This window comes from Phytohabitans houttuyneae, from assembly GCF_011764425.1.
GTDB classification, from domain to species: domain Bacteria; phylum Actinomycetota; class Actinomycetes; order Mycobacteriales; family Micromonosporaceae; genus Phytohabitans; species Phytohabitans houttuyneae.
The window spans coordinates 2360347-2372518 of sequence record NZ_BLPF01000001.1 but is presented as its reverse complement, the minus strand read 5'-3'; the positions used below and the strand labels follow the sequence as shown (position 1 = coordinate 2372518).

The following is a 12172-nucleotide window of genomic DNA, read 5'->3' as shown; positions in this document are numbered from 1 at the left end:
AGGACAACGCACGATGCTGCTCGACGTCCGCGGCCTCAAGAAGGTGTACGAAGGCCGCCAGCGCCCGGTCGAAGCGGTACGCGACCTGACGTTCGGCCTCGACGCGGGCGACCTCGTGTGCCTGGTGGGCCCGTCCGGCTGCGGCAAGACCACGCTGCTCAAGTGCATGGCCGGGCTGTTGACGCCGACCGCTGGCGAGGTGCGGCTGCGGGACAAGGTGGTCAGCGGGCCGCCGCCGGGCATGGCCGTTGTATTCCAGGAGTACGGGCGCAGCCTGTTTCCGTGGATGAGCGTGCGGGACAACGTGGACCTGCCGCTGCGCAACAAGCGCGTGGCGCGCAAGCTGCGGCAGGACCTCGTGGCGCAGGCGCTGGAGTCCGTGGGCCTTTCCGACGCCCACCACGCGTACCCGTGGCAGCTGTCCGGCGGCATGCAGCAGCGGGTGGCGATCGCGCGTGCGGTCGCGTACCAACCGGATGTGCTTTTGATGGACGAGCCGTTCGCGGCCGTCGACGCGCAGACCCGGGCGGACCTGGAGGATCTGATCCGCGACCTGTGGCGCAAGCTGGGCGTCACGATCCTGTTCGTCACACACGACATCGACGAGGCGGTCTACCTCGGGCAACGTGTGATCATCCTGTCCTCCTCGCCCACCGTGGTGCGCGAGGAGCTCGACGTCGACCTGCCCGACCGGCGCGACCAGCTGACCACGCGGTCAGACAGCCGTTTCACGGAGCTGCGCTCCCACGTGTACGCGCAGATCCAGGCCGCCAAGAGAGAGTCCACAGTGGGGAGTCATGATGTTGCTCGACCAACCGACCTGGCAAAGCAGGTTCTTCAGTAACGGCTGGATTTCCGGCGACGGCGGCGACGCGGCCGTGGTCGAGCCGGCCACCGGTACGGAGCTCGGCCGCGTGGGCATCGCCACCCCGGCCGACGTGGGCGCCGCGGCCCGCGCCGCGGCCGCCGCACAGGTGGAGTGGGCGGCCCTGCCACACCCCGCGCGTGCCGCCGTGCTGCGCAAGGCGGGTGACCTGTGGCAGGAGAACGCCCAAGAGGTGCGTGACTGGATCGTGCGCGAGACCGGCGCCGTTCCGCCAAAGGGCGACTTCGAGATCGGCGTGGCCGCGCAGGAGTGCTACGAGGCGGCGGCGCTGCCCTCCCGCCCGTACGGCGAGCTGCTGCCCAGCCTCGACGGGCGCCTCAGCATGGCGCGGCGGGTGCCGGCCGGCGTGGTCGGTGTCATCTCGCCCTTCAACTTCCCGCTGATCCTGTCGATCCGCTCGGTCGCGCCCGCGCTCGCGCTCGGCAACGCGGTCCTGCTCAAGCCCGACCCGCGCACCGCGGTCAGCGGCGGCCTGCTGCTAGCCGGCATCTTCGCCGCGGCCGGGCTGCCCGAGGGCCTGCTGCACGTGCTGCCAGGCGGCCCCGACGTGGGCGAGGCGGTCATCGCGGACCCGCGGGTACGCGTCGTGTCGTTCACCGGATCCACGCGCGCCGGCCGCCGGGTGGGCGAGGTGGCCGCCGCCAACCTGACCCGCGTGCACCTGGAGCTGGGCGGCAACTCGGCGCTGGTGGTCCTCGACGACGCCGACCTCGACCGGGCGATATCGGCCGGCGCGTGGGGCTCGTTCAACCACCAGGGCCAGATCTGCATGACCACCGGCCGCCACCTGGTGCACGAGTCGATCTACGACGAGTACGTGGAGCGCCTGGCGAAGAAGGCCGACGCGCTGGAGCTCGGCCCGGTCATCGACGCCGGTCAGCGCGACAAGATCCACGCGCTGGTGACCGGCAGCGTGGAGCGGGGCGCGCGGCTCGCGGCCGGCGGCACGTTCACCGGGCTGTTCTACCGCCCGACGGTGCTCGCCGAGGTCACGCCGGAGATGCCGGCCTACGCCGAGGAGGTCTTCGGCCCTGTCGCGCCGGTCGCCCGCTTCGGCAGCCTGGACGAGGCGGCGTCGCTCGCGTCCGGCACCGAGTACGGCCTCTCGCTCGGCATCATCACCCGCGACGTGACAAAGGGACTGGCGCTGGCCGACCGCATTCCCACGGGCATCGTGCACATCAACGACCAGACGGTCAACGACGAGGCGAACGTGCCCTTCGGCGGGGTCGGCGCCTCGGGGACGGGTGCCCGCTTCGGCGGTGCGGCCGCCAACGTCGAGGCGTTCACCGAGACCCGCTGGGTAACTGTCCGTGGCGACGTACCGACATATCCTTTCTGAGATGCAGGCGTTCATTGTTGACGGTGTCCGTACACCGTTCGGAAAGTATGGCGGTTCGCTGTCTGGTGTGCGGCCGGACGACCTCGCGGCGCACGTCGTTCGGGAGCTGACCCGCAAGCAGCCGTCCGTGGACTGGGCGGCGGTCGACGACGTCGTGCTCGGCTGCGCCAACCAGGCCGGCGAGGACAACCGCAACGTGGCCCGCATGGCCCTGCTCCTGGGCGGCCTGCCGGAGCAGGTGTCCGGCACGACCGTCAACCGGCTCTGCGGGTCCGGCCTCGACGCCGTCGCCACCGCCGCGCGGGCGATCCGCGCGGGCGAGGCGCACCTCGTGGTGGCCGGCGGCGTGGAGAGCATGAGCCGGGCGCCGTTCGTGATGCCGAAGGCGGGCAGCGCGTTCTCCCGTAACGTCGAGATCTTCGACACCACGATCGGCTGGCGGTTCGTCAACAAGCTGATGCGCGACGGCTGGGGTGTCGACTCGATGCCCGAGACGGCGGAAAACGTGGCCGCCGAGTACAGCGTGAGCCGTGAAGCACAGGACGAGTTCGCGCTGCGGTCGCAGGAGCGGGCGGCGAAGTCGCGCGGGCGGCTGGCGCTCGAGATCGCCCCGATCGAGGTACCGGCGGGGCGCGGCGCCACCCGCGCCGTCGAGGTGGACGAGCCGCCGCGGGAGACGTCGCTCGAGCGGCTGGCCGCGCTCCCAACCCCGTTCCGCGAGGGGGGCACCGTCACCGCGGGCAACGCCTCACCGGTCAACGACGGCGCGGCCGCGCTGCTGGTGGCCAGCGAGCAGGCGGTCGAGCGGTACGGGCTGACGCCGCTGGCCCGCGTGGTCGGCGGCGCGAGCGCGGGCGTGCCTCCGCGGATCATGGGTATGGGGCCGGTGCCGGCCACCCGCAAGCTGCTGGACCGGCACGGCCTGGGGATCGCGGACGTCGATGTGGTGGAGCTCAACGAGGCGTTCGCCGCACAGGCGGTGGCCGTGCTGCGCGAGCTGGGCCTGCCTGTCGACGCCGACCACGTCAACCCCAACGGCGGCGCGATAGCGCTCGGCCACCCGCTCGGGGCGAGCGGTGCGCGGCTTGCCCTGACCGCAGCGGTCGAGCTGGGACAACGTGGGACGCGTCGGGCGTTGTGCACCATGTGCATAGGGGTTGGCCAGGGGATCTCTCTCCTGCTGGAGGCGCCCTAGCGGTAGGGTGATCGCGAACTTCTCTCACGGCCGGACCCCGAAGGCGGATCATGGAACAGCCGCGCGACCTCTCGACGGAAATCGACCTGAGCCGTCCGAGCGCGGCCCGGGTGTACGACTACTTCCTCGGCGGGGCGCACAACTTCGAGATCGACCGCCGCCTCGCCGAGCAGATCGCCAGCCTCACGCCCAACCTCGCCGACACGATGCGGGCCGGCCGGTCGTTCCTGCGCCGCGCGGTGCGCGCCGTCGCGGCCGAGGGCGTCGACCAGTACCTCGACATCGGCTCCGGCATCCCGACGGTCGGCAACGTGCACGAGGTCGCCCAGGCGGCCAACCCCGCCTCCCGCGTCGTGTACGTGGACATCGACCCGGTGGCCGTCATGCACAGTCGCTCCATTTTGGAGGGTGACAAGCAGACCGCGGTGCTCGAAGGCGACCTGCGCGACCCCGAGCGCATCCTCGCCGCGACCCGCAAGCTCGACCTGCTCGACTTCGACCGCCCCATCGCGGTGCTGCTCGGCGGCGTGGTCCACTTCCTGCCCGACGCCGACCGCCCGGCCGAGGTCATCGCCACGCTCCGGGCGGCCGTCGGGCCGGGCAGCTACCTGGTGATCTCCCACTCGACGTTCGAGGACCAGCCGCAGGAGATGCTCGACGCGCAGCAGCTCTCCAAGCGCACCGCCACCGAGATCACACTGCGTTCCCACGCCGAGATCACGTCGTACTTCGGCGACTTCACGCTCATCGACCCCGGGCTCGTACACCTGCCGTTGTGGCGGCCGGAGTCGCCGGGAGATGTGGACGAACACCCGGAGCGGTTCGGCGCCTTCGGCGGCGTCGGCCGCAACGACCGGGCGACCGGCTGACCGGGACGCGCTGGAGGCGACGATCGACCGGTTCGACGCGGAGGGAGTGGAGCGGTACGCGCACCTGTGGGCGCGTGCCGGGGCGGCGCTCGGCTATGTGCCGATGAGCCCGGACGAGACCGAGCGCATGCTGCACAGCCACACCCAGCGGCTGGCCGAGGCGCTGGTGGCCGAGCCGTTCACCACCGCACCCGCGCACGCAGTCGGGCGGGCGCTCGTCGACGCGCACTTCACCGCCCCGGAGTTTCTGGACCAGACGCTGCTCACCTTCGGGCGGCGGTTTCTGGAGCTTGTCGTGCCGGCGGACGGGCGCGTGCACGCCGACCGCGCGGTGGCGCTTCAGGCCGCGCTGGCCGCCGGCTACGCGCGCGGCCTGCGCGACCGCACGTTCACCCAGCAGGAACGCATCGGCCGCGCGGTCTGGTCCGCGCGCAACCAGATCGAGCATGACCTGCGGGCCAGCGAAGCCCGCTTCCGGGCGGTCTTCGCCGGCGCGGCGATCGGGATCGGCATCGCCGACATGGACGGGCGGATCATCGACGTCAACCAGGCGTTCGCCGACATGCTCGGGTACACCGTCGACGAGATGCTCGAGATCAACGTCGCCGATCTCTTCTACCCGGACGACGCGCCGGGCATGTGGGACATGTACAAGGAGATGATCGAGGGCAAGCGCGACGGGGCTCGGGTGGAAAAGCGGTACTACCGCAAGGACCGCACGATCCTCTGGACCGAGCTGGCCGTCTCGCTCATCCGCGACGAGGACGGCCAGCCGCGCTTCACCGTCGCCATGGTCGAGGACATCACCGACCGGTACGAGCTGCAGGAGCGCCTGCGCTTCCAGGCCCTCCACGACCCGCTCACCGGCTTGCCCAACCGCACCCTCTTCTTCGAACGGCTCGCCGCGGTCTTCGACGGCGCCGCCAGCCGGGTGGGCGTCTGCTTCCTCGACCTCGACGGCTTCAAGGCGGTCAACGACAGCCTCGGCCACTACGTCGGCGACGAGCTGCTCGTTGTCGTCGCGCGGCGGCTGGCCGCCTCGGTCTCGGCGCGCGGCCACCTTGTCGCGCGGATGGGCGGCGACGAGTTCGTGATCCTGGTCGAGGACTCCACCGGCACCGACGCGGCCATCGAGGTCGCCGAGGCGGCCCTCGCCGCCGTGGCCGAGCCCGTGAAGATCGACTCGCACCAGCCGCTCTCGGTCACCGCCAGCATCGGCATCGTGGAGCGGGAGGTCGACGGCACAAGCCCTACCGAGATGATGAAGGCCGCCGACACCACGCTTTACTGGGCCAAGGCCGACGGGCGGGGGCAGTGGGCGCTGTTCGACCCGGTGCGCGGCGCACACCAGCTGGCCCGCGCGGCGCTCGCGGCCGCACTGCCCGGCGCGCTCGACCGGGGTGAGTTCACATTGGAGTACCAGCCGATCGTGGGACTGGAGAGCGGGCGGCTGCGCGCGGTCGAGGCGCTCGTGCGGTGGCGCCACCCGGAGCTGGGCATGGTGCCCCCGGACCGGTTCATCGGGCTGGCCGAGGAGACCGGCATGATCGTCCGACTTGGACGGTGGGTGCTGGAGCAGGCGTGCGAACAGGGCGCGTGGTGGTACCGCGAGTTTCCCGACGCGCCGCTCGTGGTGAGCGTCAACCTCGCCGTACGCCAGGCGAACGCGCCCGGCATCGTCGAAGAGGTGGCCGGCGTGCTGGCCCGCACCGGGCTGCCGGCCGGCCAGCTCCAGCTGGAGCTCACCGAAAGCGCCGTGATGCCTACGGCTGGCGAGCCGGTGCGCTCGCTGCGCGGGCTCGCCGACACGGGCGTGCGGATCGCCATCGACGACTTCGGCACCGGCTACTCCAACCTCGCCTACCTGCGGCGGCTGCCGATCCATTCGCTCAAGCTCGCCGGGCCGTTCATCGAAGGGCTGCGCGCGGGTGGCGTCGTCGACTCGGCGAGCATGGCCGACGAGCGGATCGTCGACGCGCTGGTACGGCTGGCGCACGCCCTCGGCCTCACCGTGACGGCGGAGGCGGTCGAGACGGCCCAGCAGGCCGAGCTGCTGCGGGCGCTGGAGTGCGACACCGGGCAGGGACTGCTCTTCGGCGGCGCCACATCCGCCGACGACATCACGGCGCGGTTGCGGTCAACCCGCTGAAGAGGCAGAAGCGCGCTCCGGGGGTGTCGTGATCGCCGCCTGAATGGGATGCTGTCGGCTGGTTGGCACGGTTCCGTGGAGGTCGGAGCCGATCCAGGGGGAGCGAGGACGGCCGTGAGCGGGGAATCAGGGTCGCGTGCTGCGCCATTGCGCAAGGGCGACCCGCGCAAGCTGGGGCGGTACGAGCTGGTTGGCCGGCTCGGCGAGGGCGGCATGGGAGTCGTCTTTCTCGCCCGTGCCGCCGACGGCCGGCAGGTGGCGATCAAGATGATCCGCGCCGACCTGGAGGTCGACGAGGAGTTCCGCCGCCGCTTCCGCAGCGAGGTCAACCGGGCTCGCCAGGTGCCGCCTTTCTGCACCGCCGAGGTGCTCGACGCCGACCCCGACCACGAGCGGCCCTACCTCGTCGTCGAGTACGTCGACGGCCCCAGCCTTTCCGCGGTGGTCGCCGAGCGCGGCCCGCTCAGCCCCGCCAACCTGCACGCGCTCGCCATCGGCATGGCCACCGCGCTCACCGCCATCCACGGCGCCGGCGTCATCCACCGCGATCTCAAGCCCAGCAACGTTCTGCTCCCGCCCGGCAGCCCGAAGGTCATCGACTTCGGCATCGCGCGGACGGTCGAGCCGACGAGCCAGCACACCGCGACGAACCAGTGGCTGGGCACGGTGGCGTACATGGCGCCGGAACGCTTCGGCGACAACGCGAGCGCGGTCATCACGCCGGCGGCGGACGTGTTCGCCTGGGGTGCGGTGCTGGCCTACGCGGGCACCGGCCGTACCCCTTTCGCGGCCGAGTCACCGCCGGTCGTCGCCGCCCGCATCCTGACCCAGCCGCCCGACCTGACCGGCCTCGTGCCGCCGCTGCGTGACCTTGTCGAGCGCACGCTCGCGAAGGACCCGGCCGCCCGCCCCACCGCCCGCGAGCTGCTCGACCTGCTGCTGGCCGCCGGTCCCGACCGCCAACCCGCCGTGGCCGCCGCCCTGGCGCGGCAGCCGGGACTGCTGCTCGCGGCCGAGGAGGCGCAGGCGGCGACCGAGCAGCGTCCGGAGCACGCGATGACGGCGGCGGCCGTACCCCCGGAGCTTGAAACCGTCGCCGCCGGTGAGACGGAGGTGGCCCCCGTCGCGGCACCGGCCACCAGGCCGGCGGCGTGGTCTGCCTCTACCCGGGAGGCGACGCCACCGCCACCGCCCGCGCCCGCGGCCAGGGGTGGGAGCCGCTGGGGTCGCATCGCGAACGTCGCGATGGCACTGGCCGTGCTCGTGACCTCGCTGACCGTGGCCGGCATCGCGAGCGGCGTGCTGCCCTTCGGCGACGGCGGCACCCCGTCCGGCTCGGCAACCACCGCCACCTCCGCCGCCCCCGCGCCTACGACCACCGCCCCCGCGACGCCCTCCCCGTCACCGCCCGCCAGCGAGGTCGTCATGCAGGACCCGCTGGACAAGCCCAAGCTGTGGCTGCTGCGCGAAGACCAGGGCGAGCTCACCACCTGCACGTTCGAAGACGCCCTGGTGATCACCCGCGACAAGCAGGGCCCGTACCGCTGCCCGGGCCCGATGGACCCGTTCACCGACTTTTCGATGACGGTGGACGTGCGCCTGCGCGACGAGGGTGCGTGCGCGGCGATGTGGTTTCGCTTCGTGGGCAAGGCCGGCTATCTCGTGCGCATCTGCCCGGAGGCATTCCACGTGAGCACCCACGGCGTCGAAGACGGCAAAAAGGTGCTGCCGCTGCGGACAATGCCGTTTACCACGCCGATCCCGCTGGACACGGCGACCCGCGTGGGCATCTCGATGCAGGGCACGACAATCACACTTGAACGCGACGGCCAGCAGGTGGGCACGGTCCAGGACAGCACATTCACAGTGGGCCGGGTGGTGCTCGGCATCTACCCGGAGACGCAGGACCACGAGCCGCCTTTTACGGTCGCCTTCAGCAATGTCGAGGTCCGCACTTTCACCGGCTAGTGCGGTGACACTGTGGTTCGCCGGGTTCCCCGGCGAACCAGGCCCTGCCAGGCGCAGGGCTTCTGGGTCCGCCCGCGCAGCGGGCGGACCCAGAAACGTTAGTGGTCACCGCACTGGGCCTGTTTCAGGTGAGGGTCAGGAGGAAGCTCAGCCCGTTGCGTTTCAGCTTCGACTGGTTTGACAGGTAGGAGAGCACTTCTTTAAGGGAGACGACGCCCACGCTCGCCGGCAGCACCCACTCGACCGGCATGCCGGTGAAGATGCTCACGAGAAAGGGCAGCGGGGCCGTGGTCGCCGACTTTTCGAGGATCACGAGCCCGAGGTCGCGGCGCAGGTCGCGCAGCTTGTTTTCCAGGTCGAGCAGCGCGGGACGCACGTTCGCGTCGACGTATCTGTTCAGGTGCCGCTCGAACGCGGGCTCCCAGGCGTTGACCTCGATCTCGGCGGCCATCTTGAGCAGCTCCTGCCGAAAGCGGGACAGCTGGTCGGCGCATTTGTCGCGCAGCTGGAGCACCCGGGCCGGGGTGAGGTTTTCGACGCGGGGAAGGCTCAGCTCGATCAGCTTCGTGCCGACTCGGGAGTAGGCCGGCGAGAGATCCGGAAGCAGGTCGGCGTCGTCGCCGAACCGGCTGGCGAGATGGCTCATCTTCTTGGTCAGAAACCGCTGGTGCAACGCGCTGTCGGTGAATGGCACCAGACCCATCTCCCGGCAGGCGTGCAGGGCGACGGTCATCATGAGGGACTCGGCCGCCAGGAAGGGGAGCCGCACCATCAGCTCGCCCGAAGGGTCGCGCAGCCTCGCCTCCTCGAAGGACCGGATCTCGGTCCCGTATCCCCACGCGCCAAGGACTTCCTCATAGGACTTCGGGCGCGTGGCCAGGATCTCGGGTACCGGTGCCAGCTCCCCCTGGCTGTTTCTGAGGTAGTCGAAGATGATGCCCAGCCCGGACCAGAACAGGTATTGGCCGTTGGGCAGGTACCAATGCACCTTGCCACTGTCGTCCGCGAGTCGCCTCAGCCCTTCGTTGTTGAGGTCGTCGCTGATGCTCGCCTGTATCTCCGTGCGGATGCCCGCGTCCATCACGGCGCGGCCGGGGCTGACCGACGAGTTGAAACCCAGCAGGTCCGGGCCGATCTCGGCGAAGCAGCGCAGATCCCGCAGCTCCTGGGAGAGGCGGCTGTCACGCGGGCCGGCGCCGTCGGTGCTCGGCGGGCGGAAGAAGTTGAGCTCGAGGAAGTAGATCGTGTCGAAGAGCAACGCGGCGGACAGCAGGGCCGGTGTGGGCCTCGGGTCGGCGTAGGGGAAGTACATGCAGGCCAGCTCTTTGCGCTTCAGCATGGCTCACCCCGCCCGATCGCGACTGTCAGGGTCGTGCAGGTCGGTCCGGTCTTCGACAACGGTCTTGCCGCCCTCGACGGTCGTCCGCACGAACTCGCCCATCCCGACGGAGGTGGGAAAGCGCGGCTGCTCGCCGCGCAGACACGGAAATACCACGTCCTCCAGGATTTCCGTCTCGGTGCCCTGTGTCATGCTCATGCCGCCGCTGAGCATGTTTGCCGCCTCAGGCACGCGCATGGCGTCGTCAAAGGTGTTGCCGTGAATTAGGGTCGCGAAAGCCACGCCGTCGGCCTCGCGCTCGCGGGTGCTGTGCGCCACCCAGATGGTCAGCCCGTTCGGACAGGCGAAGACGGAGTTCATCAGCGGCACGCTCTGCCAGTCGTGCTGCTCCGCGTCGCCGGACTCGTCGTCGGGCACGGCGGCCGGCAGCTCCTCCAGGCGGGCCCGCGCCAGGTCGCTGTCCACTTTGGAGAGCGAGGTGGCGACGGCCCGGTGCAGGTCCAGGTCCGAGGTGGCGCCGAGCTCGCCCGCCGGCCCGTCGCGCCCGTGCCGCACGCCCAGGTTCGTGGTCATCCACGTCACCAGCTTCTGCGTCTCGTAGTCTTCGGGCAGGCTGGCCAGGGAGTCCGTCATGGCCTGGACGAGCCGGTCCGAAGCAACAAGTGGCACCACCTGGATGGCGCGCAACCGGGTCACCAGCGACTCGTCCGCGAGGGCCTTTTCGATGTACTCGACGCCGGCGGGAAGCTGGTACGCGGCGGCCAGCTTGAGGGCCAGCCGCTTGGCCGGGTCGGTATCGGCGTCGAAGAGGAGGGCGACGTAGCGTTCGAGCACCTCGGGCGCCAGGTACCGCGCGCCGTCACCGCGCACGGCGTCCACGTCGACTGCGTCGAGGCAGGACTCGACGGCCTTGAGCACCGGCAGCTCGACCTCCCGCCGCCCCGAGCCGAAGTCGATGAGGGCGCCCAGCCCGAGGACGGAGCGCGTGCGCGCGATCGCCTGCAGGACCGACTCCGTCAGTGGCACCGTGTCGGTGTTGAGCAGCTGGATGAGATGTAGCGCCGCCGCGTCCCCGCCGAGCTTTCCGATCACGTCGAGCGCCGCGTCTCGCAGCGACTCGCGCCGGGACCGGAGAAACGGCTCCAGCGGTGCGAGGTCGTCGAGGGTGCCGAAGTCCGCGAGGGTCTTCAGGCACACCTCCTGGACCTTCGGGACCATCGAGTCGAGGGCGTCGAGCAGGTCGGCCGTCGCAGCCCGGGCGCGCAGGTGCCGGAGCATCTCCAGAAACGTCACCTGCTGCGGCGGCCGGAAGTCGGCTAGCTGTCCCGTGAGGATCGAGATGTGCGGCTCGCCGACGAAGGCCTCGAACTGCTCGCGCAGCTCCGCGAACGGAAGCTCGTGGCGTCGGCCGTCGGCCCAGGCGAGATAGTACGAGATGAACTGCCGCGAGACGTGACTGAGCATCCGCGCCAGCGGCTCGTCGCCGCCGGTCCGCTCCGCCCGCAACGACAGCTCGTAGGCCGTCCCCGCGAGCGAGATCCCTCGCTCGATCTCGGCCGCGCTGGGGAGGAACACGCGCTCCTGCCGCCCGTCGCGGGGATGGATCTGCAGGGCGTAGCCGGCCGACATCGCCGTCTCGACCCCCGACCCCGACACGGCGACCGTGCTGCGGCCGCCCCTGCCGTCGGCGAGAAACTCCAGCTCCGAGTGGTAGAGCACCAGCAGCGCCAGGTAGGCACTGTGGAGCGGGTCCTCGGTGCTGGCGGCAGCATCCGCGGTCGCGCCGCGCTCCAGCTCAGCCAGGCGCTTGACGGCGGAGTTGACCGAGACGGCGCCGAGCAGGAGCTGGGAGAAGTTGGCGACGCTCTCCGGCGTCGGCTCGGTGTTTTCCTCGTGGCCCGCGACCGACACGAACACGACGGGACTGTTTGCCAGGGCTTCTCTGGCCCGCTCGTCGGGCGTGCCGGTGGAGAGCAGGAAGGAACCGAGCACGCCGACCCGGGACGAGTGCTCGAGGCAGAAGCGCTCCACATCGGAGTGCTCGACCGGCCCGCCGCCCTTGTCGACGGCCAGGAGCATGAATTCTCGAACGCCCTGGCGCGCCTCGTCTATGCGGAGAGCGGAGGCCAAAGACGCTTCGAGAACGGTTTCCGACTGCCGCCGGATATGCAGAGAAACGTCATCCGAATCGATCAGCCGCAAAGCGTTCGTCAGCCACTGGATGAATGCGGACGGGGAATTCGTCATGGCATGTCCGTATGGAGGGCGTCAGAGGGGGAGCGCCGGGCAGCCACGACTCTATCAAGCGCAGATCATGCTTTTCCGGGCGCGAGTGTCCACTGTCGGCGGTACGACAGACGCGCCGCCGCCGAGGTCGAATGCGCGCGGGCCCGCCCGTTGTCCGCCGGCGGTACGCTTCGGCGA

The 12172-nt window shown here is 70.7% G+C and carries 8 protein-coding genes; 6 read left to right on the top strand and 2 right to left on the bottom strand.

The window, feature by feature from the left end:
• Positions 1–13: 13 nt before the first annotated feature.
• The 6 genes from Phou_RS10400 to Phou_RS10375 all read left to right on the top strand — a co-directional run bounded on the left by Phou_RS10400 (position 14) and on the right by Phou_RS10375 (position 8409).
• Positions 14–844, top strand: coding sequence for an ABC transporter ATP-binding protein (locus Phou_RS10400; RefSeq protein WP_173055712.1), 831 nt, complete (start codon positions 14–16; stop codon positions 842–844).
• Positions 798–2228 carry a benzaldehyde dehydrogenase gene (locus Phou_RS10395; protein WP_173055710.1) on the top strand — a complete coding sequence of 477 codons (1431 nt, stop codon included), beginning with the start codon at positions 798–800 and terminating at the stop codon, positions 2226–2228. Before Phou_RS10400 ends, Phou_RS10395 begins: the two co-directional genes overlap by 47 nt.
• A gap of 1 nt (position 2229) precedes the next feature.
• Positions 2230–3423 carry a 3-oxoadipyl-CoA thiolase gene (gene pcaF / locus Phou_RS10390; RefSeq protein ID WP_173055708.1) on the top strand — a complete coding sequence of 398 codons (1194 nt, stop codon included), beginning with the start codon at positions 2230–2232 and terminating at the stop codon, positions 3421–3423.
• 50 nt (positions 3424–3473) lie between these two features.
• A complete protein-coding gene (locus Phou_RS10385) occupies positions 3474–4292 on the top strand; it encodes an SAM-dependent methyltransferase (RefSeq protein ID WP_173055706.1) in 819 nt (272 codons plus the stop codon).
• The gene (locus Phou_RS10380) at positions 4222–6441 is read left to right on the top strand and encodes a putative bifunctional diguanylate cyclase/phosphodiesterase (RefSeq protein WP_173055704.1); all 2220 of its coding nucleotides are present in this window, start codon (positions 4222–4224) and stop codon (positions 6439–6441) included. The genes Phou_RS10385 and Phou_RS10380 overlap by 71 nt, the downstream gene beginning before the upstream one ends.
• A 114-nt stretch (positions 6442–6555) precedes the next feature.
• Entirely contained in the window at positions 6556–8409 is a 1854-nt protein-coding gene (locus Phou_RS10375; RefSeq protein WP_246273473.1) for a serine/threonine protein kinase, read from the top strand.
• 124 nt (positions 8410–8533) lie between these two features.
• On the opposite strand, the gene Phou_RS10370 is transcribed toward Phou_RS10375, so the two are convergent.
• Positions 8534–9748 (bottom strand): hypothetical protein, encoded by a 1215-nt coding sequence (locus tag Phou_RS10370; protein WP_173055700.1) that lies wholly within the window; start codon positions 9746–9748, stop codon positions 8534–8536.
• Between the two features lie 3 nt (positions 9749–9751).
• Positions 9752–11827: a HEAT repeat domain-containing protein gene (locus tag Phou_RS10365; RefSeq protein WP_173055698.1), complete on the bottom strand. Its 2076-nt coding sequence runs from the start codon at positions 11825–11827 to the stop codon at positions 9752–9754.
• Positions 11828–12172: the final 345 nt, after the last annotated feature.

Bases quoted from the DNA above. Each gene is read 5' to 3' on its own strand.
- Phou_RS10400 (WP_173055712.1), top strand. From the start codon at position 14: ATGCTGCTCGACGTCCGCGGCCTCAAGAAGGTGTACGAAGGCCGCCAG.
- Phou_RS10395 (WP_173055710.1), top strand. From the start codon at position 798: ATGATGTTGCTCGACCAACCGACCTGGCAAAGCAGGTTCTTCAGTAAC.
- pcaF (WP_173055708.1), top strand. From the start codon at position 2,230: ATGCAGGCGTTCATTGTTGACGGTGTCCGTACACCGTTCGGAAAGTAT.
- Phou_RS10385 (WP_173055706.1), top strand. From the start codon at position 3,474: ATGGAACAGCCGCGCGACCTCTCGACGGAAATCGACCTGAGCCGTCCG.
- Phou_RS10380 (WP_173055704.1), top strand. From the start codon at position 4,222: ATGTGGACGAACACCCGGAGCGGTTCGGCGCCTTCGGCGGCGTCGGCC.
- Phou_RS10370 (WP_173055700.1), bottom strand. From the start codon at position 9,748: ATGCTGAAGCGCAAAGAGCTGGCCTGCATGTACTTCCCCTACGCCGAC.
- Phou_RS10365 (WP_173055698.1), bottom strand. From the start codon at position 11,827: ATGCTCCTGGCCGTCGACAAGGGCGGCGGGCCGGTCGAGCACTCCGAT.